This window comes from Rhodococcus sp. KB6 (genome assembly GCF_001445685.1).
Lineage (GTDB): Bacteria > Actinomycetota > Actinomycetes > Mycobacteriales > Mycobacteriaceae > Rhodococcus_F > Rhodococcus_F qingshengii.
This window is the reverse complement of the sequence record NZ_LNAK01000120.1, coordinates 428,574-451,059: the sequence shown is the minus strand read 5'-3', so window position 1 is coordinate 451,059 and position 22,486 is coordinate 428,574. Positions and strand designations below refer to the sequence as shown.

General features: G+C 61.8%; 23 protein-coding genes. 15 read left to right on the top strand and 8 right to left on the bottom strand.

All coding sequences use genetic code 11. From position 1 onward, the window contains the following. Nucleotides 1–52 precede the first annotated feature (52 nt). Nucleotides 53–814 (top strand): IclR family transcriptional regulator, encoded by a 762-nt coding sequence (locus ASU23_RS18480; protein WP_003942865.1) that lies wholly within the window; start codon nucleotides 53–55, stop codon nucleotides 812–814. Here ASU23_RS18480 and helR read toward each other — a convergent pair. Further along, nucleotides 776–2,998: an RNA polymerase recycling motor ATPase HelR gene (gene helR / locus ASU23_RS18475; RefSeq protein ID WP_082661422.1), complete on the bottom strand. Its 2,223-nt coding sequence runs from the start codon at nucleotides 2,996–2,998 to the stop codon at nucleotides 776–778. The two genes, ASU23_RS18480 and helR, sit on opposite strands and share 39 nt — an antisense overlap. A gap of 281 nt (nucleotides 2,999–3,279) precedes the next feature. On the opposite strand from helR, the gene ASU23_RS18470 reads away from it, so the two are divergent. The 4 genes from ASU23_RS18470 (at nucleotide 3,280) to ASU23_RS18455 (ending at nucleotide 6,952) form a co-directional block, all read left to right on the top strand. Next, on the top strand, nucleotides 3,280–3,744 hold the full coding sequence (locus ASU23_RS18470; protein ID WP_225320190.1) for a hypothetical protein: 465 nt from the start codon (nucleotides 3,280–3,282) through the stop codon (nucleotides 3,742–3,744). Nucleotides 3,745–4,046: 302 nt separating this feature from the next. Further along, the gene (locus ASU23_RS18465; RefSeq protein ID WP_003943084.1) at nucleotides 4,047–4,283 is read left to right on the top strand and encodes a CsbD family protein; all 237 of its coding nucleotides are present in this window, start codon (nucleotides 4,047–4,049) and stop codon (nucleotides 4,281–4,283) included. A gap of 143 nt (nucleotides 4,284–4,426) precedes the next feature. After that, nucleotides 4,427–6,595, top strand: coding sequence for a catalase (locus ASU23_RS18460; protein WP_058038441.1), 2,169 nt, complete (start codon nucleotides 4,427–4,429; stop codon nucleotides 6,593–6,595). An 87-nt stretch (nucleotides 6,596–6,682) separates the two neighbouring features. Then, complete coding sequence (locus tag ASU23_RS18455) at nucleotides 6,683–6,952, top strand: Rho termination factor N-terminal domain-containing protein (protein ID WP_058038440.1); 270 nt, start codon at nucleotides 6,683–6,685, stop codon at nucleotides 6,950–6,952. A gap of 57 nt (nucleotides 6,953–7,009) precedes the next feature. On the opposite strand, the gene ASU23_RS18450 is transcribed toward ASU23_RS18455, so the two are convergent. Continuing rightward, nucleotides 7,010–7,315, bottom strand: coding sequence for a hypothetical protein (locus tag ASU23_RS18450; RefSeq protein ID WP_007735689.1), 306 nt, complete (start codon nucleotides 7,313–7,315; stop codon nucleotides 7,010–7,012). A gap of 160 nt (nucleotides 7,316–7,475) precedes the next feature. Here ASU23_RS18450 and ASU23_RS18445 point away from each other — a divergent pair, with 160 nt between their 5' ends. After that, nucleotides 7,476–8,624 carry a glutamate--cysteine ligase gene (locus tag ASU23_RS18445; protein WP_058038439.1) on the top strand — a complete coding sequence of 383 codons (1,149 nt, stop codon included), beginning with the start codon at nucleotides 7,476–7,478 and terminating at the stop codon, nucleotides 8,622–8,624. Nucleotides 8,625–8,701: 77 nt separating this feature from the next. Then, nucleotides 8,702–9,229, top strand: coding sequence for a CinA family protein (locus ASU23_RS18440; protein ID WP_058038438.1), 528 nt, complete (start codon nucleotides 8,702–8,704; stop codon nucleotides 9,227–9,229). Nucleotides 9,230–9,527: 298 nt separating this feature from the next. Here ASU23_RS18440 and ASU23_RS18430 read toward each other — a convergent pair whose 3' ends face one another. Next, nucleotides 9,528–10,148, bottom strand: coding sequence for a hypothetical protein (locus ASU23_RS18430; RefSeq protein WP_253741391.1), 621 nt, complete (start codon nucleotides 10,146–10,148; stop codon nucleotides 9,528–9,530). 138 nt (nucleotides 10,149–10,286) lie between these two features. Continuing rightward, on the bottom strand, nucleotides 10,287–10,976 hold the full coding sequence (locus ASU23_RS18425; protein WP_007735696.1) for a TetR/AcrR family transcriptional regulator: 690 nt from the start codon (nucleotides 10,974–10,976) through the stop codon (nucleotides 10,287–10,289). Nucleotides 10,977–11,204: 228 nt separating this feature from the next. On the opposite strand from ASU23_RS18425, the gene ASU23_RS18420 reads away from it, so the two are divergent. From ASU23_RS18420 to ASU23_RS18410, 3 genes are read left to right on the top strand one after another with little or no spacing between them, the layout of a single operon-like run. Further along, nucleotides 11,205–12,575 (top strand): MFS transporter, encoded by a 1,371-nt coding sequence (locus tag ASU23_RS18420; protein ID WP_058038437.1) that lies wholly within the window; start codon nucleotides 11,205–11,207, stop codon nucleotides 12,573–12,575. Nucleotides 12,576–12,589: 14 nt separating this feature from the next. Next, on the top strand, nucleotides 12,590–13,054 hold the full coding sequence (locus tag ASU23_RS18415; RefSeq protein ID WP_003943225.1) for a MaoC/PaaZ C-terminal domain-containing protein: 465 nt from the start codon (nucleotides 12,590–12,592) through the stop codon (nucleotides 13,052–13,054). Next, a complete protein-coding gene (locus tag ASU23_RS18410; RefSeq protein WP_253741389.1) occupies nucleotides 13,051–14,706 on the top strand; it encodes an AMP-binding protein in 1,656 nt (551 codons plus the stop codon). Before ASU23_RS18415 ends, ASU23_RS18410 begins: the two co-directional genes overlap by 4 nt. Before the next feature lie 7 nt (nucleotides 14,707–14,713). Here ASU23_RS18410 and ASU23_RS18405 read toward each other — a convergent pair whose 3' ends face one another. From ASU23_RS18405 to ASU23_RS18395, 3 genes are all read right to left on the bottom strand, one after another. Next, nucleotides 14,714–15,076 carry a hypothetical protein gene (locus ASU23_RS18405; RefSeq protein ID WP_225320185.1) on the bottom strand — a complete coding sequence of 121 codons (363 nt, stop codon included), beginning with the start codon at nucleotides 15,074–15,076 and terminating at the stop codon, nucleotides 14,714–14,716. An 88-nt stretch (nucleotides 15,077–15,164) separates the two neighbouring features. After that, the gene (locus ASU23_RS18400; protein ID WP_058038435.1) at nucleotides 15,165–15,602 is read right to left on the bottom strand and encodes a hypothetical protein; all 438 of its coding nucleotides are present in this window, start codon (nucleotides 15,600–15,602) and stop codon (nucleotides 15,165–15,167) included. Beyond that, on the bottom strand, nucleotides 15,599–16,324 hold the full coding sequence (locus tag ASU23_RS18395) for a TetR/AcrR family transcriptional regulator (RefSeq protein ID WP_058038434.1): 726 nt from the start codon (nucleotides 16,322–16,324) through the stop codon (nucleotides 15,599–15,601). Before ASU23_RS18395 ends, ASU23_RS18400 begins: the two co-directional genes overlap by 4 nt. A 100-nt stretch (nucleotides 16,325–16,424) precedes the next feature. Here ASU23_RS18395 and ASU23_RS18390 point away from each other — a divergent pair, with 100 nt between their 5' ends. Continuing rightward, nucleotides 16,425–16,802 carry a glyoxalase/bleomycin resistance/extradiol dioxygenase family protein gene (locus ASU23_RS18390; RefSeq protein ID WP_030537422.1) on the top strand — a complete coding sequence of 126 codons (378 nt, stop codon included), beginning with the start codon at nucleotides 16,425–16,427 and terminating at the stop codon, nucleotides 16,800–16,802. On the opposite strand, the gene ASU23_RS18385 is transcribed toward ASU23_RS18390, so the two are convergent. Further along, the gene (locus ASU23_RS18385; RefSeq protein WP_058038433.1) at nucleotides 16,790–18,406 is read right to left on the bottom strand and encodes an AraC family transcriptional regulator; all 1,617 of its coding nucleotides are present in this window, start codon (nucleotides 18,404–18,406) and stop codon (nucleotides 16,790–16,792) included. The two genes, ASU23_RS18390 and ASU23_RS18385, sit on opposite strands and share 13 nt — an antisense overlap. 105 nt (nucleotides 18,407–18,511) lie before the next feature. Between ASU23_RS18385 and fepB the strand changes: the two genes are divergently transcribed. From fepB to ASU23_RS18365, 4 genes are read left to right on the top strand one after another with little or no spacing between them, the layout of a single operon-like run. Continuing rightward, on the top strand, nucleotides 18,512–19,525 hold the full coding sequence (fepB, locus tag ASU23_RS18380; RefSeq protein WP_058038432.1) for a Fe2+-enterobactin ABC transporter substrate-binding protein: 1,014 nt from the start codon (nucleotides 18,512–18,514) through the stop codon (nucleotides 19,523–19,525). 4 nt (nucleotides 19,526–19,529) lie between these two features. Next, nucleotides 19,530–20,576 carry an iron ABC transporter permease gene (locus ASU23_RS18375; RefSeq protein ID WP_253741387.1) on the top strand — a complete coding sequence of 349 codons (1,047 nt, stop codon included), beginning with the start codon at nucleotides 19,530–19,532 and terminating at the stop codon, nucleotides 20,574–20,576. Then, nucleotides 20,573–21,628, top strand: a complete 1,056-nt coding sequence (locus ASU23_RS18370) for an iron chelate uptake ABC transporter family permease subunit (protein WP_082661421.1) — start codon at nucleotides 20,573–20,575, stop codon at nucleotides 21,626–21,628. Before ASU23_RS18375 ends, ASU23_RS18370 begins: the two co-directional genes overlap by 4 nt. Before the next feature lie 24 nt (nucleotides 21,629–21,652). Beyond that, nucleotides 21,653–22,477 (top strand): ABC transporter ATP-binding protein, encoded by an 825-nt coding sequence (locus ASU23_RS18365; protein WP_058038430.1) that lies wholly within the window; start codon nucleotides 21,653–21,655, stop codon nucleotides 22,475–22,477. Nucleotides 22,478–22,486 lie beyond the last annotated feature (9 nt).

Below are 22,486 nucleotides of genomic sequence, written 5' to 3'. Positions count from 1 at the left end.
CGGCACCGAGATTGCGCCAGGGAACTGTCTCACTCAGCGATACGCTGGGGAGGTGACTGGCAGCGCGAACCTCGACACCGTGCTCGGCAAGGCGGTGACGATCCTGCGCGCCTTCCGGGCCGACGACCACGTGTTGCCTCTGGCCACCCTGGTCCAGCGGACGGGCCTGCACAAGGCGACGGTGCACCGCCTGGCCAACGAACTGGTCGCGAACCGGCTACTCGACCGTATCGACGGTGGCTACCGGCTCAGCGGCGGCCTCTTCGAACTCGGCATGCTCGCCTCTCTCGAACGTAGCCTCCTGGAGATGGCGATGCCGTTCCTCCAGGACCTGTACGAGCGGACCCACGAGACAGTCCACCTGGGGGTCCGTGACGGCCACGACGTCGTATACGTCGCGAAGATCGGCGGACACCGGCAAGCCAACTCGCCGTCCCGGACCGGTGGCCGGATACCGCTGTATTGCACCGCAATCGGCAAGGCGCTCCTGGCATTCTCCGACAACGAGTTTCGCCGCGAGGTGCTGTCGGAGCCGATGACGCGCCGAACCCCGCACACAATTGTTGCGCCCGGCATTCTCAACACCCAACTGAACCGAGTGGTCGAGACCGGTATTGCGTTCGAGCGCGAGGAATCAGCGCCGGGTCTCGCATGCGTTGCGGCGCCGGTATTCGGAACCAATGACAAACCCGTCGCGGCCATCAGTGTCACCGGTCCCACCAGTCGCTTCGTCCCCGAGAGCCAGGTGTCCTACGTGCGCGCTGCTGCCGAAGGCCTACACAGCACGATCGCTCGCCGCGAACGATTGCGGTGATCTGGCCGTCCCGACCCGGACGAGCCCGGTCAATGCGTGCGGCAATGGCCTCTCGTGTAAGACGCCGAGACGTTGGGTCGCGCGGGTGAGGGCGACATAGAGTTCAGACGCACCGCGTGGGCCGTCGGCGATGATTCGCTCCGGTTCCACGACGAACACGGCATCGAACTCGAGGCCCTTCGTTTCCGAAACCGGCACAGCGCCGGGCACGTCCTCAGGTCCGATGACGACGCTCGTACCCTCGCGTCCGGCCTCGTCCTGATTGAATTCGTCGATGGCGGAGGCTAGTTCGTCGGCGGATATTTGTCTGGACCACGGTTGGACCCCGCAGGCGCGGACGGACTCGGGTGGCTGGACGTCTGGCGCGAACTCGGCGAGCAAGGCGGCGGCGACGCTCATGATCTCGGCGGGGGTGCGATAGTTCACCGTCAGGGATCGGTAGATCCAGCGGCCGGGGACGTACGGCTCCATCATCGTCGCCCACGAGCGAGCACCTGCGGGCGAACGTCGTTGCGCGAGATCACCTACCACCGTGAAAGACCGGTCCGGGCAGCGGCGCATCAGGACTCGCCAGTCCATCTCGGACAGCTCTTGTGCCTCGTCGACCACGATATGCCTGTACGTCCAGTCTCGGTCAGCAGCAGCGCGTTCGGCGAGCTCCCGGGTATCGCGTTCGACGAAACGATCCGCCAGGTCCTCGGCGTACAGCATGTCCTGGGCGAGGAGATGATCCTCGTCGTCCATCAAGTCTTCACGACTGATCATCATGTCCAGCACGCCCGCTGCATACGCAGCCTCGTCGCGGCGTTCACGTTCGGCACTCTGGTCGACGGGCTTGTCCCGGCCGAGCATGTCCACCAATTCGTCGAGAAGCGGAACGTCGGACACCGTCCAGGCATCGCCCTCTCGGCGCAACAGTGTCTCGTCTGCGCCTGCCTTGCGTAGGCGTTCCGGCGAAGTAAACAGCTGTGTCAGTAGCTCTTTCGGTGTCAGGATCGGCCAGAGTGCGTCGAGTGCGGCGGCAAATGCGTCATTCTCCGCCAACTCTGCGGTCAGATCTGCGCGCACTTGTTCCCAGGCTTCACGGTCACTGCGTGTCAACCATCCCTTGCCGATCCGCGCTATCGCCCGCTCGGTCAGTGCCCAGGTGACGATTTCGGTGAACACAGTGCGAGCGTCGTTGTGGGGGAGTCCGCTCGAACGAGCTTCTTCTCGGGCCCACTCCGCCATTTCGGCGTCGATTCGCACTGTGACGTCCGCCAATTCGATCAACAACGGGTTCTCGGGCAATCGCTGATGATCGGCAATCGCTGCGCCGAGAACGTCCAGGATCTTCAGCGAGCCTTTGAGCCCAGCGGCCTCAGGAGCGTCCTCGGCGGTGACGCGTAAACCCGGAACGAGATCACCGGTGGTCATGAACACCACGTCGGACTCGCCCAGCGAGGGCAGCACGCGGCCGATGTGGTTCAGGAACGCCGGGTTCGGCCCGACCACGAGAACGCCATGACGTTCCATTCGCTCTCGCTGCGTGTAGAGCAGGTAGGCGACGCGGTGCAAGGCGACGACGGTTTTCCCGGTACCGGGGCCACCTTCGATCACCAGAACCCCGGGGTGTTCGAGTCGGACGATGTCGTCCTGCTCGGCCTGGATCGTGGCCACGATGTCGCGCATGCCCTCACCTCGCGGTGCGTTAACCGCAGCGAGCAAGGCGGAATCGCTGTGGGTGTCGTGTTCTGCGCCGTCAGGGCGCCCGAGTACCTCGTCGGTGAATTCGACCACGTGTCGACTGCGTGTGTGGAACTGACGGCGTCGACGCATGCTCTCCGGGTTTGCAGCGGTGGCAACGTAGAACGGGCGAGATGCCGGCGCCCGCCAATCGAGCAGCACCGGTTCGTAGTCGTTGTCCGCATCGAGAAGGCCGATTCGGCCGATGTACGAAGTCTCACCCGACAGCGAGTCCAACCGGCCGAAGCACAGGCCGTTGTCGGCTACGTCCAGCCTCTTCACCTCTTTGGCGAGCGCGCGCACCTCGGCGTCGCGTTCCATGAGTGCTTCGCCGTTTCCGCGCAGAGCGGTGTTGTACCTGCCCTTGACTCGGGCGCGCTCCGCATCGAGGCGAGCGTAGAGCCCCTCCACATAGTTCCGCTCGGACCGCAGTTCTTCTTCGTATCCCTGGGTTGGCACGTGCCCTCACTTCCGCTGGCTGTTCCGATCCCGTAGTGGGTCGTGCGGGATCGGAAGAGCCATTTTGCGGCACTACCCGGGCCTTGCCGCAAGGCCCCCGGTGCGATATACATTGGTAGTGGAAGGGAGTGTCGATCCTCCCCCGGCTTTTTCCCACAGATCCTCTCGCGACCCCCCAGCCTGATGCACGGCTCCCAGCCTGGTCGATGTTTGGACCCCGAGTGTCACGGGTACAAATCCAGTGACCGGTGTTCCAAAATCGGTTCCCCTCATGAACTTACGTGGATCGAGGGATTGTGAAGGCGATACTGGCAACGGCCGCGAGCATCCTTCTGGTGGTTGCCCTGGCCGTCGCCGTCTTGCTTCTCCTTTCCGGATCACCGCGCGAAGGTACTTCGCACGAGCTCGCCGATACGGTTCACACGATCGGTGGGAAGCCGACAACCTGCACCGAGTTGTTCGGTGAAACATGCAGCTTTGCTTTGCAGTCGGACTACAACCAGTGGGGACAAAACCTCGAGGGTTTTGTCAATGCCGGGACCCTCGGACCTTTCGCCCGCAGTATCGGCTTCGTGGCGGAGGCGAAACTGAGCTTGCAGGCATGCGAGGTCAGCGCAACCGCCGGGCGGACGATTCTAGATTTCTACACTCTCGCCGAGATCGACCACCCCACGGCCACCACCACCGACCTCTTCCCCTTCTGGAACGAGTCCCGCCAATTCCTGTGCCCGGTAAACAGTTTCTGAGAATGCTGTTTGCTATTTGAGATGTTCGAGACGCATCGCTCGATCGGAGCCAGGTTGGGCGCAAGCGCGCGAATCGTGGACAGCGTTCCGCCCACGGGGGGATCGGTCTGTAGCTGGCTCATGAGCACTGAATAACACACGAGAGTGAACGGCTCTCCTCTCGGTGGCCGCTTCTTGTACGCGTTGCGGCGTGTCGGTGCACGGATGTTTATGCGAATTTCGACGGGGTAGGGCCTTCTGTAAGGGAGTCCTACCTGTGTGGGATCCCCGAGCGAGAATCCGAAACGTATTGGAGGGTCAACGTGCCAGATGACAAGAGCGGTCCCAGCGAGGGAATCAAAGGCGTCGTAGAGGACGTCAAGGGTAAGGCCAAGGAAGCCGTGGGTGCGGTTTCCGGAAACGACAGTTTGACCCGAGAGGGCCGCGCCCAGCAGGACAAGGCCGAAAGCCAGCGAGAAGTCGCGAAGAAAGAGGCAGAAGCCGAGAAGGCTCGCGCAGAAGCGGCCGCGGACGAAGCGCGACAGAAGTCCGAGCAATAGCCCCTGACGCACTCGTCACCCTCGGCCTGGGATTGATCCCAGCCGGGGGTGAGTCGTGGCTCCGCGTTCAGTTTGAAATCTCTACTTACATAAGGCGTAACAAGATTCTTGCGCCCAGCATGACGATCAAGAGGAGCTGTTCGATGCCTTCATCTCAGTCCGTCCCAGGTGCACCGGCCCCGAAAGCGCCGGACCTGAAAGAGCCGGTCAAGCCTCGACAGCCGTTGCCGCCCAAGGATGACCAGCGGCAGCCGGAGGTGCGTACCGTCGCGGGTGCCGAGGAGAAGGTGAAGGGAAACGGTCGCGGCCAGCGGGGGGAGTACCTCACCACCGCAACCGGTACACGTCTCTACGAGACCGACCACTCACTCACTGCCGGCGAGCGCGGCCCGACTCTTCTTCAAGACCACCACCTGCGTGAGAAGATTACACACTTCGATCACGAGCGAATTCCGGAGCGCGTCGTCCACGCCCGCGGGGCGGCCGCACACGGAACGTTCCTGGCGAATGGCGCGGCCGAAAACATCTGTAAAGCATCGGTGTTCGCTTCCGGTGCTCGAACCCCGGTGTTCGTGCGGTTCTCGACGGTGCTGGGTTCACGAGGTTCGGCGGACACCGTACGCGACACACGCGGTTTCGCCACCAAGTTCTACACCGACGAAGGTGTCTTCGACTTGGTGGGCAACAACATCCCGGTGTTCTTCATCCAGGACGGCATCAAATTCCCGGACATCATCCATGCCGCGAAGCCCCACCCGGACCGCGAGATCCCGCAGGCGCAGAGCGCGCACGACACATTCTGGGATTTCGTGTCGCTGCACACCGAGGCCACGGCGCACACATTGTGGAACATGTCCGATCGCGGCATCCCGCGCTCCTATCGCATGATGGAGGGCTTCGGTATTCACACGTTCAGGCTCGTGAATGCCGACGGCGAGACGAATCTGGTGAAATTCCACTGGAAGCCGGCCGCCGGAGTGCATTCACTCGTGTGGGAGGAAGCGCAGATCGCCGGCGGTGTGGATCCGGATTTCCATCGACGCGATCTTGCCGACGCCATCGAGGCGGGCGCATATCCGTCCTGGGATCTGGGCGTGCAGGTGTTCCCTGATACCGAAGACGAAATGTTCGAAGGCATAGATCTATTGGATCCCACCAAGATCGTGCCCGAAGAACTCGCGCCGGTTCAGGTCATCGGAACGATGACACTCGACGCCAATCCGACGAACTTCTTCGCTGAGACCGAGCAGGTTGCATTCCATCCGGGTCACTTGGTTCCGGGTGTCGACATCACCAACGATCGTCTCCTGCAGGCACGTTTGTTCTCGTACCTCGACACCCAGATCACGCGACTCGGTGGCCCCAATTTCGATCAGATCCCGATCAACCGGCCTCACGCGCCTGTCAACGACATGCTTCGCGACGGCTTTCATCAGGACGGTGTACATACCGGAGTTGCGCCGTACCATCCCAATTCGTTGGACGGTGGGTGCCCGTTCTTGGCCTCGGCGGAGAGCGCGGCCTATATCGAGGTGCCCGAAGAAGTTTCAGGGCGAAAGGTGAGGCAGGCGCCGGCATCGTTCGACGATCACTTCTCGCAAGCTCGACTCTTCTATCGCAGTCTCTCCCCTGTCGAACAGGAGCACGTCGCGCAGGCGTATACCTTCGAATTGGGTAAGTGCTACGAGGAGAACATCAAGACCCGGAATCTGGGCATCTTGGCAAATATCGACGCGGGTCTCGTGTCGATCGTCGCAGGGGGGCTTGGCCTTCCGGTTCCCGAACCGACCGAGCCGTTGAGTGATCCGGAGCTCAGCCCTGCACTGTCCCAGGTTGGTGCGGAATGGCCGGTAGACGGAAGGATCATCGCACTACTGGTCGATGAGAACTCCGATCTCGAAACGGTTGTCGCCGTTCGAGACAAGATCTTCGACGCCGGCATGGTGCCGCTGATCCTCGGCCCGCACGGCGGAACCATCGGGGACGGTGACGACGCGGTGACGGTGCAGCGAACGTACCTCACAGCTCGTTCGATCGAATTCGATGCAATCCTGCTGAGCGGCGACGTTTCTCGGATCGGCGAGGGCAAGTTGGATCCACGGGTGGAGACTCTGCTGAACGAAATGTATCGTCACAGCAAGGCAATTGGTGGTTGGGGAGAGAGCATGAGTACGCTGGCTGCGGCCGGTATCGACGAGTCTGCATTGGGAGTCGTCGTCGATGCAGACGCGGAAGGAGCGCTCGCCTCGCTGGCTCAGCTTCTGAAGACGCACCGCGTGTGGGGGCGTTTCGAGGTGCCGCCTACATCCTGAGTGCCGACGTACGTTCGAACCTGCGGTGTGGCCGAATTGCCAGTTCGGCCACACCGTCGGAGTGAAGACGAGTGAAGGGACGAAACAGTGGCTCGCAAGGACTCACAACCTCAACTCAAGGATCAAGAACTCTACGAAGAGCTACGCGAGAAGGGCGATTCCAAGGAGAAGGCGGCCCGAATCTCCAATGCGGCCGCCAATCGAGGGCGGTCGAACGTCGCCAAGTCCGGCGGACAATCCTCGCCGTACGAGGAGTGGACAGTCGACGAGCTGAAGAAACGTGCCAAGGAACTCGATCTGCACGGCTATTCGAAGCTGAACAAGAGTGAGCTGATCGAGCAGCTCCGCACTCACTGAGCTGTGTTCTGCTCGAGTCGTATTCTGCTTGAGCAGAATACGACTCGAGCGGTCGGTTCAGTGCCCTTCTTGATCGAAGAGTTCCTGACCTTCCAGTCGTTTGACCCGTCGGTGTTCCATCAAGATGGCCAGTGTTCCGACGATGAAGGACACCACACACACGACGCCGGCAATGACTGCCCAACCACGAAATCCGTAACCTGCTGCCACCAAGGTCAATCCGAGTGTTGCCAGACCCAGCCCGATCAGCAGGTATCCGGGATAGTTGCGACCGTCGCTGATTGCCTCCCCTACGTGCGATCGATTTGTGTGTTCGTCATCTACCGGTGAACTTTCGCTCGCGTTTGTCACGGCACACTCCATCCTGAGCTCATGAAGACTTGCGATTCTTCGCTCGTCGTCGGTCCACAGGGCAACTACCCGATCGGTGACTGGATGAAACGGTCGGAGTAGTGCCGAAAGGGGTAGAAGGTCGTACGCTCGAAGTATCGGATGTGGATGAAAACCGGTGCGAGGAAGCCCTATGAACGCGAAGCCGACTCCCGACATATTCTCGGTAGGTACACCGACTCTCGGTGTCGAAGAGGAGTTCTTGCTCTGCGATCCGCAGACTGGACATCCCACTCTGCGCAACTCCGAGGTTGCTGCCGCCGGGCGGGAACTCGGTATCTCGCTGCAACTCGAACTCACGCGCTGTCAGGTGGAGACGTCTACGTCGATCGGAAACCATATTCGTGATCTTCGTGATCAACTCTGTGAGTCGCGTGCCGTCACCGCCGACGCCGCTGCCCGTGTGGGTTGTCAACTCATCGCAGTCGGGACGCCGTTCTACGATCCGCCGGTAGACGAGATCACTCAAACGTCGCGATACCAGCGAATGGCCGGTCAATTCGGAGCGATCACCGAAGGTGTGATGTGTGGTTGCCACATTCATGTCGGTGTGGAAGATCGAGAACGACCGGTCCAGATCATCAACCATCTGCGCCCATGGTTACCGACCTTGTTGGCACTGACGGCGAACTCTCCGATCAGCGCCGGTCGCGATACCGGTTATGCGAGTTGGCGTTACGTTCTGTTCGGCCGATGGCCCAGTTCGGGTCCGCCGCCCTACTTCGAGTCCGTGGCGCACTACGAAGATGCTGTTGCAGCAATGCTGGAGACAGGGGTCATTCTCGATCCACACATGGTCTATTGGGATGTGCGCATGTCGGATCACCTTCCCACCGTGGAGATTCGGATCAGCGACGTGCCCGCCACCGTGGAGGAGACGATGACTCTGGCCACACTGGTGCAGGCACTCGTCGGTACCGCATCCGCCGCGATCACGAAAGGTGAAGCAGCGCCTGCTGTCGATCACGAGCTACTCCGCGCGGCTTGCTGGCGGGCGGCGCGTGACGGACTCGACGGGAGGTCGTTGGACGTGGAGTCCGTGCGCTTGCTGACTGCACACCAAGCGGTTCGGCAATTGGTGGATCACGTCGAACCTGCGTTGACTGCATTCGGCGAGTTCGAGCAGGTCACGGCGTCCTTGGACAAGGTCTTCAGTAGCGGAAACGGGGCGATCGTGCAGCGCCGTCAACTCGCGCGTCGGTCACGTGTGGCTGATGTGATCGACGAGTGCGCTCGACGCACTTTCGAAGGGTGCAGTTCGCAAGGGGGCAGTGAACTGTAAGGCACGGTTGGAATGGGCATTCAAGAACTTTCAATGTCTTGTCGAAGTCACCGATCGGACTGCAGGAGGAGGAACATATGAAGGGCGATCCACGACCCGAGCTTCCGTCGGACAAGGATCTCGACGATATGTGCAGGCAATTGGCTGCGGCAGTAGAGGAACACGGTCTGTCGGTGGCGACGGCGGAATCGTTGACTGCCGGGAACATCGCCGCACATCTGGGAAAGGCGCCGGACGCCGGATCGTGGTTTTGTGGTGGGATCGTCGCGTACACCCGCGAGGTGAAACATTCCGTACTTCATGTTCCGGACGGGCCAGTGGTCTGCGAAGAGGCAGCCCGGGTCATGGCGCACAGCACCGCCACACTGATGGGTGCGTCGCTGGCGCTGGCCGTCACCGGTGAAGCCGGTCCTGATACCCAGGAGAACGTTCGACCCGGAACTGTGTGGTTCGGAGTCGTCGACCATGGGACCGCCGAAACGGAGAAGCAGGTTTTCTCGGGCGACCCCGAAGCTGTCCTCGGTGCAACTGTCGAGCACGCGATCCAACTACTTCTGCGTCACGCATCCGGTCGCCACACACCGAGTTCGAGAGTTGTGTACTAGTCGAGTTTTCAACTCTTCGAACGGTTCTTCTTGTGACGACCTGTGTGTTTCGCAGGCGCCTGCGCGGTTGGAACCAGATGACCGTCGGCCGTGTATTTTTCGACTACGAGGTTCTTGCTGACTCCTCGGTTCGCATCCACTGCGCAAGTGATTGCTTCCTTGTCGGAGTTGAAAGGTTCCTCGGTCGAAGAGCCGTCGGGCATCGTGATTTTGTACCGATCCATACATCGACTATTGCGGGTTGATCCGTCTCCGACAACCCGAGCTCACGGAAATATCGGTCTGGGAGTCAGGCGGATCAGCGGGTCCAATACTCTTCGGGACGTTGACCCGGACGGAATCCGTAGTGCGCGAGCATCGCGGTCGCTTCCGGAAAATTGGCTGCCAGAGCTTCGGGCACATGTGCATCGCTGCCGAATGTCACCGCTTTACCTCCCTCTTCGCTCCACCATTGGGTTATCCAGGGCCACAGCCGACGGGTGTTCATCTCGAGGATCCGGTCGCTGTCGGCGATGGCGCGCATCGCATTTCGGAATCCCTCTTCGAATCGACGGGGATCGAAAGGTCCGGCACTTTCGATCGGCCATGCACGCACCGCGTAGTCGATATGGGTGAACACCTCGAAGGTCCGAGAGCCAGCCACCATACGCGGGATCTCATCGAGGTATGCCCACATGACTTCGTCGGCGCTCCACTTTCGAAACAGAGTGTTCGGTTCACTCCGATCGTCGCCGACTTCGAGCGTGTGCAAGGAACCCAATACCAGGTCGATGACACCGAGATCAAGGAGGTGCGACGCCTGCGCTTCGTGCAGGTGCGGTTGTCCGAACTCGACGCCGGTGAGTATCCGCAATTCAGGAAAACGGTGTCGGCATCGTTCGATGCTGTCGAGATAGCCGTCGACGTCGAGGATCGGCACGCGCGCAAGTCTGTTGCATTCGTCCGGATGCGTGCGACAGCGGTCCGCCGGTGTCCCACGACCACTCGCTGTGAACATGACTGTCCGCGGGTAGTTGCATGTTCAGTTCGTACCAGAGCCGGGAGTTTCGAGGGGCGGTTAAAGCTCGGACTGTCGCGCGAATTCGCTCTGTGCAGTGGTTCCCCAGATCTCGGAGGACTGAGTCTCGGGCTCGCTGTCCAGCTTTCGGACGTCGTGAATGAACTCCACACCGTGCAGTTCGTCGGACGGAACCGACAGAAGCTTGCACGTGGTGCTGACGAAGAATCGCTGGACATCTTCCAACTCGAGACGCCCACCGGGCCGGTACCAATGCGCGACCCCGGTACACATCTCGAGTATCGCGAGTCGGCTCAATGCCAGATCTTCGATGTCGAAGGCGCCCACGCGTTGTCCGCGTTCGAGGATCTGTCCGAAAAGTTGCTCGTACTCGTCGCGCAGGGTCTGCAACTCGATGCGGTTGTCTCCGGTCAACCCGCGCATCTCGTACTCGGCGACGCGGGCAGTCAGTTGGTTGACGGCGGTAATGCCGACGTGTGACGACACCAGGCCGGCGAGCTGGACTACGGGATCGGCGCTTCGGCGCATTGCCCGCTCTCCCGACTGCGTCAGCTCGTCGAGGCAGGACCGAATGATCGAGGCCAACAGTGACTCTTTGCTGCCGACGTAGTGGTAGAGCGTTGCCGAGTTGATGCCGGCTTCGGCTCCGAGCTCACGAATGCCGGTGGCGGCGAATCCTTTCGTCGCGAACAGCGTGACTGCCGCCCGTTGAACGCGCCCCAGGTCCATGATCCTCATTTCGGTTGGTTGCCCAATCATGCTAGCATCGCCGCCGAAATCGACCGGCTGTCAATCAGTCGATTGATAGCTGTTTGTGTACTGGCAAATTGCATCTAAACTAATCAATCGATCGATTGAAATACGCTTGACTGTGCCCTGGGTCACTGCATAGTCTCCTTGTCGAGCCTCCCTCTCGGTGCGAGAGCTAACAGGGCACTCCATACAAGGAGCAATGACATGAACGACGCGAATCCCCCATCTCCCGCAACTGTCGACAGGCCTGCCCTGCGGCGTGTGGCCGGATCGGTTCTGGTCGGCACCACGATCGAGTGGTACGACTTTCAGATCTACGGCGCCTCCGCCGCGTTGGTCTTTGCGCCGCTGTTCTTTTCGGGCGCAGACCCCGCGCTGGCGACAATTCTTTCCTTCGCCACCTTCGCTGTCGGCTTCCTGGCGCGGCCACTCGGCGGTGTTGTGATGGGCCACTTCGGCGACCGCATCGGACGCAAGAAGGTCTTGGTGCTCGCACTTCTCTTGATGGGAGCAGCGACGTTCCTGGTCGGCGTCCTTCCGACCTCCGCCCAGATCGGTGTGTGGGCCCCGATTCTTCTCGTATTGCTGAGACTGATTCAGGGCTTCGGCGTCGGGGGTGAGTGGGGCGGTGCAGTTCTGACTGCTGTGGAATACGCACCCAAGAACCGCCGCGGTTTCTACGGCAGTATGCCGCAGGTCGGTGTGCCTGCTGGCCTTCTGCTGGCGACGGCCGTCATGTTCGGCACCAAGGCGCTCACCGGGGACCAATTCCTGGTGTGGGGGTGGAGAATTCCCTTCCTGCTGAGTATCGCGTTGGTCGCCGTCGGGCTTTACATTCGCACCGCGTTGGAAGAGACTCCCGCATTCGCTCGCGTGAAGCAGCAGAACACTGCGGTCAAGATTCCGATGGTCGACGCGTTCAAGAACTACCCTCGTCAAATCATTCTTGCCGCAGGTTCGATGATCAGCACGGGCGCTTACTTCTACATCCTCAACACCTACAGCCTGACCTACGCCGATCAGTTCGATCTGCTGTCCGGAAACCTCATGCTCGGAGCGGTCATGGTGTCCGCGCTCGTTGCAGTCATCTTCATTCCGATCTTCGGTCAACTGTCCGAAAGATTCGGCCGACGCCGGATCCTGATGGTCGGCATCACCGGCATGGGAGTGTGGGTCTTCGTTGCATTCGCCGCGATAGATACCGGCAACTTCTGGATCACCACCGGCGCATTGGCAGTCGGCGCATTCATGCTCAGCATCTCGTACGGGCCGCAGGCGACGTTCATCGCGGAACTGTTCGACGCACGGGTGCGGTACAGCGCAGCGTCCATCGCTTTTCAGATCGGGGTGCTCTTGGGTGGCGCAATCGCGCCGATGGTTGCCGCCATGTTGGTTCGCGCAACCGGCGGATCGTTTGCGGTCGCTGTGTATATCGCTGCCCTGTCGGTTATTTCGCTGATCAGCGTCTACTTCGTCCGTGACACCGACCTCGACGAAGGAAGTCGCGACATGTACATCGATGACAACGGGGCGTATCTGCCGCCGGTCGATCAACGCTCCACGGTTGTCAACTAATAGAGGAAACTTCAATGATCACAAAGAGTTTCGAAGAGATCTCTGTCGGAGACATTGCGGTGACGGACCCGCGGGTCGTCACCGAAGACTATGTGCGAAGTTTCGCCGACCTCACCTGGGACCGCCATCCTCTTCACCTCGACCCCGACTACGCGCAGCAGACGCGCTTCGGTCGCCAGATCGCCCACGGTGCCCTCATGTTGTCCACCTTGCTCGGTCTGGTGGAGTTGGACCCCCGTTACCTGCAGTGCTTCTACGGGCTCGATCAGGTCAGATTCCACCGGCCGACTTACCTCGGCGACTCGGTGCATGCGGTGTCGGAAGTGCTGTCGGTGCGCCCTCGCTCGGACGGTGAGACCGCGATCGTGACGTCGAAAGGCTCACTGGTCAACCAAGACGGAGACCTTGTCTTCTCCGGCGAATTCTCATTCCTGGTAGGCGAGACCCATTCCCTCGACCTCGAAGTGGGTGCTCGGTGAGTTCTCGGCGGCATATGTCATGGTGGCAGGACCTCGAAGCAGAACACTTCGAATGGGCTGTGCCAGAGCACTTCAACATTGCGCACGCATGTGTCGATGTACAGAATCCCGATGATCTGGCCCTCGTCGTAGACACCGGTGGGCACTGGGCGCGGTACACATTCGGTGAAGTCGCCACGATGAGCCGAAAGTTCGCGACCGTGCTCGCGGATCTCGGCCTGGTCTCAGGCGATCGCGTCGGTGTGATGGTCCCACAGGGAATCGAGGTTCTGGCGACACATCTGGGCGCCTTCCGATCCGGAATGGTCACCGTTCCACTTTCGGTCAAGTTCGGATCGGATGCGTTAGTACATCGGATGCGTGACTCCGGCGCGAAAGTTCTTGTGGTCGAGAAGGACTGCTATGAAAGAGTTGCCGACGGAATCGGTGAGATACCGGGTCTCGAAGCCGTAATCGTGGTCGGAAGGCTCGATCGGCTCTCCGATTCGACGCCCGTGCAAATCCTCGATTTCCACAGCCTCGTCGACGATGCCGCAGAAAGTAGTGAACTGGTAGCCACGGGCCCCGATTCACATGCCATCATCATCTACACCTCAGGGACGACCGGGAATCCGAAAGGCGCGCTCCACGGGCACCGAATTCTCCTGGCGCACATGCCCGGTATGCGGACGGCGTTCGACAATGCTCCGCAGCTGGGAGACGTCTTCTGGACGCCGGCAGACTGGGCCTGGATCGGTGGTTTGTTCGACGTACTGTTCCCCGCACTTGCGTTGGGGTGCCCCGTAGTTGCGACGCCCGACAAATTCACGCCTTCGCGTGCGGTCGAGATTCTGAGCCGCCACAAGGTGACGGGCGCCTTCATTCCGCCCACTGCGCTCAAGCAGATGCGAAGTATCGGCATCGACAAGACTGCTGCCCGTGGTATTCAGTTGCGGGCATTGGGAACTGGTGGTGAGGCGCTCGGTGAAGCCCTGCAGGCCTGGGTTGCGAGCACGCTCGGTGTAGATGTCAACGAGTTCTACGGGCAGACGGAAATGAATCTGACCATCGGGACTTCGCGGTCGAAGTGGAGTCCCGCCAGCGGCTCGATGGGTCGCGCCTTCCCCGGCTTCGAAGTCACCCTCCTCGATCCACTCGGCGAGCCGGTCGAGATTGGTGAGGTAGGCGAGATCTGTGTGAAGGCAGGCAATCCCGGACAGTTCCTCGGATATTGGAACCAGCCGTCGAAGACCGATGAAAAGGTGTACGACGGTTGGATTCACACCGGTGATCTGGGTCGGACTGATGACGCCGGGAACTTCTGGTACCAGGGACGTGCCGATGACGTCATTTCGTCCGCGGGGTACCGAATCGGCCCCGGAGAGATCGAAGAGTGCCTGCTCTCGCACGACGAGGTAGCCATGGCAGGTGTCATCGGTGTTCCGGATCCGTTGCGCGGCGAAGCGGTTCACGCTTTTGTCGTACTGTCCGAGGGGTCGAACTCCTCGGAGGAGCTCCGTCAGGAGTTGCAGACCCACGTGAAAAGTCGCCTTGCTTTCTACCAGTACCCGAGGGAGATCACGTTCATCGACAGCTTGCCGCTCACCACTACCGGCAAGATCCTCCGACGTGAACTCCGAGCGCTGGCCACCTCCGCGAACGGACTCGGCTAGCAGAGGGCTACATGTTGGGTAGGACCACCACGAAGAACCAGCCGCTCAGTGCCAGACCGATGAATCCGGTGAAGAGGCCGACTATTGCATCCCATGGCAGCTGGCGGGCATTCGAGAGCAGATGCCCGCCAGACTTCTTCGGGTGACGTCGGAGCGCGAAGATTCCTGTTGTGATCGCGCCGACGCCCAGCAGGATGCCGAAGCCGAAAGCCCAGAACAGGAGTACCGACAGCGCGCCGAGCATCTCAGACCGCTCACTCCAGCGTGCGATGCGCTGTGTTTCGGTGGGCGGAGGCCACTTGTGTGAAGGCGACAGAGCTGCTCCGAAACGGCGGGTGTGGTGACGAATTGACTGGTCGCTGAGAAACATTGTCCACCACGCCTGGAGTTGAGTCGATGTGCCGCTGGTATGTACTCGTCTACCCCGTCTTCGCGGATATATGCCGCTGATTTCGAGGCTAGGTGGATGCCGCTTCTTCCCAGGAGTTTCCGTTCCACACGATGGAGATGGGGTATTCGTTGTTGACCCCGTTTTCCCAGTAGTCGATGACGCCGTGGCGCTCCGATTCGAGTTCGATCCAGCCGATGCTGAATCCCCCTCGAAGTACGCGTTGAGCCCGGCGGTCGATCTTGTCCAGTGAACGGCAGAGTCCTCGCACGCGGGAGTCGATCCAGCCCGCAGAGGCATCAAGAACGGTGATCTCGACGATGCTCGCGTCGCTCAGCGGAATCTCGATGAGAAGCTCGCCGGAATCTCGTACCTCTCGGGTCGATCGATTCTCGTAGGCGTGCAACAGCTCTCGCGGTTCGAACACCGAAGGGTCGCCGTCGGACCGTCGAGACCAACCGAAACGCTGCACGGGCACATTGTCTCCCACGAATTGCAGGAATGTCATTCGATGTGAATGAGGCCGTCCAGGGCGTCCAGTACCCGGTCCAGCCCGAACTCCCAGGCCGCCTCGGGGCTGTACGGGGAGTTCTTGGCCTCGCCGGCCGCCCCTCCGACTCGCTGCGCCAGCGGGAAGTCGTCGCCGAGATAAGCAGCCAGACGCTGGTTCCAGGACGACCACACCTCGGCCATGTCGGTTGCTCGGGGGTCAGGGCGCCGCGCTTGCGCCGAGGATCGGGCGAAGTCGGCGACAAATGTCAGGGCGGAGTCCCGGTCGATGTCGCTCAGTCCCGTGCCGTCGAAGGCGTGAAGTTCGTGGTCGTACTTCGCGATAGTTCCCGGACCCAACGCGGAGCGCTGATCGGAGATGTCCAGGAGCCACCAATGCTCCGTATAGAGGGCAAGTTCTTCCTCGGCGACCCGACGCACACGTTGGCGCCAGGTCATGTTCCCGTACGGCAGGAGCGGGCTGCGTCCGTGTACGGCGTCGACCATGAGCACCAGCAGATCGTCGCGGGATCCGACGTGGGTGTACACCGCCATGCCCGAGATTCCGAGTTCGGCGGCCAATCGGCGGACCGTCACGGCGTCGAGGCCGTCGGTATTCGCGACGGAGATCGCGACGTCGACCGCCTGTGAGGTGGTGACCTTCGCTCGCGGGCCGCGGGTGCCACCCTTCGGCGCGAGGGGGTGATCGCGCCAGAGCAGGTCGATCAGTTCGCGTGCCATCAGTCGTCTCCAGAAATCGGGAATACCTCAACGGTGGTATACCTTATACGGTGCATACTGTATGCACTGCATAAGGTTTATCGATCATGGGAGGCCCACGATGAAAATCACCAGCACTGCTCTGTCCTTGAACGTCGCCGACACCGACGCATCGGCAGACTTCGCGAAAACCCATTTCGGTTTCACCGAGGCCATGGCCGATGACGGCTTCGTTTCCCTGAATCATCCGGATGCCGGGGTCAACGTGGTCTTCCTGCGCACCGGGCTCGGGACGTTCAAGCCCGACTTCGTCGCAGGTCCGGCCGGTCAAGGCTTGCTCATTGCATTCGTGGTCGACGATGTCGACGCCGAGTTCGCCCGCATCGCTGCTGAAGGTGCCTCCGTCGTCACCGAACCGGAGACGGAACCGTGGGGTGAGCGTTACTGCCAGTTCGTCGACGCCAACGGAATCGTGTGGCAACTCGTTCAGTGGGTGTGAAGAACCCGAGCGCTCGGCTCCGCGGCGCGCGGCACAGAACGTAACCAGAGGGCGCGTTCGACGGACTGGGCTTGGAAGCGCTGCGGTGAGATCCCGTGCGCAGTGCGAAACGCTCGGCTGAATGCGGGCAGGTGCGCGTAACCCAGGTTCCTCGACACCGTGCCGGGTGCAACCCCGAGTTGGAGTTGGGTGCGTGCCTGGGTCATCCGTGAAAGCGATCGCCACTGCGGATACGTGGTGCCGGTTTCGATACGGAACTCCCGGCGCAGCCTGGCCGCGTCGGTACCGAACTCTTGCGCCCACTCGTCCAGAGTGCGAGGGTCGGCCGGGCGGGCGGCGATCGTCGCTGCCAGTCGTGTGGCAATCGAATCGGCGGGCGAGGTGTTCGAAACCGGTTGTGCAAGAGGGCCGGTGGCGATGATGTCGAATGCCGTGGCGCTGTCGTGGCCGCGCGGGCGCAAGGGCGTGTATGCGGCGACGAAAGTGTGCAGCAATGCCAACTCGTCAGCGGGGGAGAACTGCACGGTCTCGAGGGCGTCGGCAGATACGGTCGACCCGTTCGAGGAACGGAAGCCGAGCGGCAGAAGCAGTGAACCAGTCGGAACCGTGACGGTATTGAGGACGCCTGCAGGAAGAATCATGGCCTCTCCGGTGCGCAGTTCCCAGCTGCGGTCCGCGACGTCCACCCGGGCTTGGCCTCGGTAGACCCACACGGCGACGTGGGCGCCGTTGACGCGCGGCCACGTCGCATTGGCCGGTATCGGCGGCGCTGTTTCCCCGGGCTGCCTGGTCTCTGCGAGCATGCGGACCAATGCTTGATCGTTGTCGGTGTCCACGCTGCGATCGGTTGGACCGGAGAGGGCCCGGCGGCGATAGTCGCTCGGGCTCTCTCCCATCTGGGACCGGAACGCACGCGTGAATCCGCTGCCCGTTTCGAAGCCGACTTCGTTTGCAATCCAACCGATCTCGCGGTCCTGCTTCAGGTACTCCAACGACGCGGCGATCCGAGCTCGAAGCCGCCAGCGCGTGAAGGTGAGGCCGGTTTCTTCCACGAAGTATCGCTGGAGCGTTCGAATGCTGATCCCGGCACGCTTCGCGAATTGTGCCTCGGTGTCGTCGGTGCCAGGTGTTCGCAACAGGGCGTGCGCGATCTCGAACGCTTCCCGTGATTGCGGCAATTGCGGCAGCGAGGTGGCCCCGTCGTCGGCCCGGGTAATCATTTCGAACAAGGACGACGGGTGTGCAGCGTCGCCGCGCAGATAGCCCAGGTTGTGAACGAACTCGTGGATCAGTCTGTCTTCCCATCCGGGCGGAACGCGCAGACGCGTCACGGTAGCCGGCCCGGCGCTGACGCCGTTCGAGGGCGGAAGCAGGATGGGAAACGCGACGGAATCCGAGTCCGTCTCCATCGAATATCGCACGCTCGCCGGGATCCACAACAACTCGCCCGCCGGCACCTCGTAGACGGTCGATCCGGTCCTGACGCGTCCACTACCTGCGAGAACCCAGAACAACAGCGGTGAGCGGCCGATGCTTGGCTCGGTGCGGCAGGCGCGGATCGGCCCCAAGTCGATTGCGTCCGACCTTCCCGATAGTGGTAACACGTTGGCGCTCCTGGACAACCCTTGCGACTTAAGTATGGCTAACTTTACCTCTGCCGACTGTGTTCGCAGCGGCGCACTCTCGTATCTTCAGAAAGCCACATACTCATGCGCAGATCTCTACGCCCGACGGCGGCAGTACTCGCCGCGGTCGTCGCCCTCGCTCTTGCCGGCTGCTCGAATTCGTCAGGTAGTGACACCGGAACCGAGGGCACCCAGGAAACCTCCGGGGCCACCGAGGGCTGGCCGCGCACCGTCGATCACGGCGGCCGCAGTACCGAGATCACTGCAAAGCCGACTCGGATCGTGTCCACCTCGCCGTCGTTGACCGGCACGCTGCTTGCGATCGGAGCGCCGGTGGTCGCGAGTGCGGCGACAACGCCGTCGGGAATGACCGATGACCAGGGGTTTTTCTCCCAGTGGTCGGGCGTGGCGGCTGATCGTGGCGTCGCGGTGCTCTACCGAAATCTCGAGCTGGACCTCGACGCGATCGAGACCTTCGAGCCCGATCTGATCATCGGCTCCGCCAACGGCGGCGACTCGACACTCGATGCCTACTCACAGCTGAGCGACATCGCACCCACTGTTCTTCTCGACTACGGCGCCAGCTCCTGGGAGGAGCTCGCTGATCAGCTCGGGACTGTCACCGGACTCGAGAGCGAGGCCGCCAAAACCGTCGACGAATACGACAGCTGGGTCACCACCCAAGCCGCGAAGATCAAACTTCCCGAGCAGCCGGTGACGGCACTGGTCTACATGGGTGCCGACGGTGTCTGGACGTTCCGAGCCGACAGCCCGCAGGGCAATCTGCTGGCCTCGCTCGGCTTCACCTATGCCGAGCCCGCCGAGCAGTTTGTCGCTCCGGACAAGCGGGGTGCCTCCGGCGTCGCGATCGTCAGCTCCGAAAACATCTCTGCCGCACTAGACGGGGCGCAGACGCTGTTTGCCGTCTCGATGGGGCCCAAGGACGTGGAGAAGCAACTCGCGGCCGACCCGCTCCTTGCGAATCAACCTGCGGTCAAGGGTGATCGGGTATACGCGATGGGAACGGCAGCCTTCCGTCTCGACTACTTCAGTGCAAAGCAGACGGTCGAGTCGCTGGTGTCCACGTTCGGTGGATGACCGCGTGGGTGTTTCTGTGCAGTCCCGGACCGAAGCGCCACTGCGGTCCGGGACGGCAGCGCGTGCGGGGTTGTTGGTCCTCGTCTCCATCGTTGTAATCGTGCTGGCATCCGTCGGCGGACTCGTCATCGGCTCACGCAACATCCCCGTCTCCACTGTCCTCGATGCAGTTCTTTCCTACGACGCCGGTAACAACGAGCACCTGATTGTGATCGAATCACGTTTGCCTCGAACAATTCTCGGGCTTGTGGTCGGGGCCGCGCTCGGACTGGCCGGCGCGCTGATGCAGTCGATCACCCGCAACCCTCTAGCCGATCCGGGACTACTCGGTGTGAACGCCGGAGCATCAGCAGCAGTCGTCGTTGCGATTGCCTATCTGGGGGTGACTTCGGTCGGCGGCTATCTGTGGTTCGCGCTTGCCGGCGCGGCCGTTGCCTCGGTAGGTGTGTACATGTTGGGGTCGGCGCATCGCAGCGCCGCGACCCCAGCGCGCATGGCGCTTGCCGGTGCCGCTGTTGCGACGGCGATCACGGCTCTCACCAGCATGGTTCTCATAAGCAACGAGGCCGCATTCAATCAGTTCCGATTTTGGGCAGTGGGTTCGTTGCAAGGCCGCGGCGGAGACGTGATCGTCACTGTTCTGCCCTTCGTCATCGTCGGTATCGTGTTGTCGTTGTTGCTGATTCGTCCACTCAACGCAATCGCGCTCGGCGAGGATGTCGCCAAAGGGCTCGGTGCCAGCACCGGACCCGCACGGGTCGGATCCGCTGTCGCAGTCATCCTGCTGGCAGGGGCCGCAACTGCGGCGGCTGGACCGCTCGGATTCGTGGGCCTGGCTGCGCCGCACATCGTGCGCGGCGTCGTCGGGCCGGATCTGCGATTTCTTCTGCCGTGCGTGCTCGTTGTCGCCCCGGCATTTCTGCTCTTGGCCGACGTTCTCGGTCGCGTTGCCACAGCGCCGGGAGATCTGCAGACGGGGATCGCCGTGGCGGTGCTCGGTGGCCCCTTGTTTGTTGCGCTTGTTCGCTCGCGGCGGGTGGCGTCGCTGTGAATGCGATTGCAGCGCAGCCGGTTCCACCGCTGTTCCGCGGTTGGGTGGTTCGAATCGGGTCGTACTCGTGGCGGATAGTTCCGCGAGTGCTGTTCGTAGCCGTGGCAATCAGTGCGGCATTGGCGGCGCTCTCGTTTGCCACGCTGATGTATGGAACCCTGGATCTGTCCTTGGGTGAAGTATTGCGTGCCCTGCACGGCGAAGGCGCCCCAGCGGCGGTTCGGTCCGTCCAGAATCGCAGGCTGCCGCGGCTGATCACGGCGATCGGCGTGGGCGGAAGCCTCGGTGTGGCCGGCGCGGTTTTCCAGACGCTTTCGCGCAATGTTCTCGGCTCGCCGGACATCATCGGTTTCACCACCGGCGCTGCGACTGCAGCCGTGGTTCAGATCGTCTTCTTCGGAGGCGGGGTACTGCAGACCGCGGGCGCCGCTGTTCTCGGCGGCATGCTGACGGCGCTTCTGGTGTACGCGCTGGCACGCAAAGACGGCGTCAGCGGCGGTCTTCGACTTGTCTTGGTCGGTATCGGCGTGGGCGCGATGCTGAGCGCCGTGATGTCGTTCCTGGTGGTGCGTGCGGATATCGACGACGCCACCGTTGTGCAGCAGTGGACGGCCGGCTCGCTGACCGGGCGCGGTTGGCCACACGCGGTCAGTGTTGCGATCGCCGTCGGTGTTCTCGTTCCTGCTCTCGTCGTGGTGTCCCGGCGCGTCACCATGATGGAGATGGGCGACGACGCTGCGTCCTCGCTCGGGATCTCCGTGGAGCGATACCGATTTGCCGGCATTCTGCTTGCGGTCGCGCTCACCGGCGCGGCGACCGCGGCCACCGGCCCCATCGCATTTGTGGCGCTCGCCGCTCCCCAGATCGCACGACGGTTGGCACGGCGCAGCGGTGTTCTTGTCGCGACTTCCTTCCTGCTCGGCGCAGTTCTGCTGGCGGGCGCCGACTTGATCGCGCAAGCGGTCGAGGTCGGTCTCCGCACTCCGGTCGGTCTCGTCACCAGTCTGCTCGGTGGTGCCTATCTGATCTGGCTGCTCGCTCGTCAGGCCTGAAAAAACTCGCTACGAAAGAGATTCATGACTACTGCCACCCCAACATCGCGGCTGCGTGCCGAGAAGATCGAACTACGGTACGCCGATCGAACCATCGTGGACGAGTTGAGTCTCGAGATCCCCGATGGAGGGTTCACCGTCGTCGTCGGACCGAACGGGTGTGGCAAGTCGACTTTGTTGCGTGCGCTCGGCAGAATGCTCGCACCTCGATCGGGTCGTGTTGTGCTCGGCGGTAACGATATTCGGTCCTATCGAACCAAAGAAGTCGCCCGGCGAATCGCCCTGTTGCCACAGTCCCCGCTCTCTCCTGGAGCGATCAGTGTCGCAGACCTCGTATCCCGCGGCCGATATCCGTATCAGAGCATGCTGCGCCAGTGGTCACCCGAAGACGAGCATGTTGTCTCCGAGGCCCTGAATGAAGTCGGAATGCGATATGCAGCAGACCAATTGGTGGACGAGCTGAGTGGGGGACAACGTCAGCGGGTATGGATCGCCATGACGCTTGCGCAGCGCACCCCGGTGTTGTTGCTCGACGAACCGACCACCTTTCTCGACATCGCACACCAGATCGAGGTTCTCGACCTCTGTTCCCAACTCCACCAGTCCGGTCGAACATTGGTCGCGGTCCTGCACGACCTGAACCTCGCGGCCAGATATGCCACGCACGTAGTTGCCATGCGGTCCGGAAAAATTGTCATGCAGGGCAGTGCCTCGGACGTCTTCACCCCTGAGTTACTGCGCGAAGTCTTCGACCTCGAGGCGCTGGTTCTCGAAGACCCGGAAACCGGACGGCCACTTGTTGTTCCGCGTGATCGAAGACCTGTCAGTCAGCTACCCGTCCACAACTGAACCACCGAT

Bases quoted from the DNA above. Each gene is read 5' to 3' on its own strand.
- ASU23_RS18460 (WP_058038441.1), top strand. From the start codon at position 4,427: ATGCCTTCATCTCAGTCCGTCCCAGGTGCACCGGCCCCGAAAGCGCCG.
- ASU23_RS18450 (WP_007735689.1), bottom strand. From the start codon at position 7,315: ATGGAGTGTGCCGTGACAAACGCGAGCGAAAGTTCACCGGTAGATGAC.
- ASU23_RS18445 (WP_058038439.1), top strand. From the start codon at position 7,476: ATGAACGCGAAGCCGACTCCCGACATATTCTCGGTAGGTACACCGACT.
- ASU23_RS18440 (WP_058038438.1), top strand. From the start codon at position 8,702: ATGAAGGGCGATCCACGACCCGAGCTTCCGTCGGACAAGGATCTCGAC.
- ASU23_RS18425 (WP_007735696.1), bottom strand. From the start codon at position 10,976: ATGGACCTGGGGCGCGTTCAACGGGCGGCAGTCACGCTGTTCGCGACG.
- ASU23_RS18420 (WP_058038437.1), top strand. From the start codon at position 11,205: ATGAACGACGCGAATCCCCCATCTCCCGCAACTGTCGACAGGCCTGCC.
- ASU23_RS18415 (WP_003943225.1), top strand. From the start codon at position 12,590: ATGATCACAAAGAGTTTCGAAGAGATCTCTGTCGGAGACATTGCGGTG.
- ASU23_RS18405 (WP_225320185.1), bottom strand. From the start codon at position 15,076: ATGTTTCTCAGCGACCAGTCAATTCGTCACCACACCCGCCGTTTCGGA.
- ASU23_RS18400 (WP_058038435.1), bottom strand. From the start codon at position 15,602: ATGACATTCCTGCAATTCGTGGGAGACAATGTGCCCGTGCAGCGTTTC.
- ASU23_RS18395 (WP_058038434.1), bottom strand. From the start codon at position 16,324: ATGGCACGCGAACTGATCGACCTGCTCTGGCGCGATCACCCCCTCGCG.
- ASU23_RS18390 (WP_030537422.1), top strand. From the start codon at position 16,425: ATGAAAATCACCAGCACTGCTCTGTCCTTGAACGTCGCCGACACCGAC.
- fepB (WP_058038432.1), top strand. From the start codon at position 18,512: ATGCGCAGATCTCTACGCCCGACGGCGGCAGTACTCGCCGCGGTCGTC.
- ASU23_RS18365 (WP_058038430.1), top strand. From the start codon at position 21,653: ATGACTACTGCCACCCCAACATCGCGGCTGCGTGCCGAGAAGATCGAA.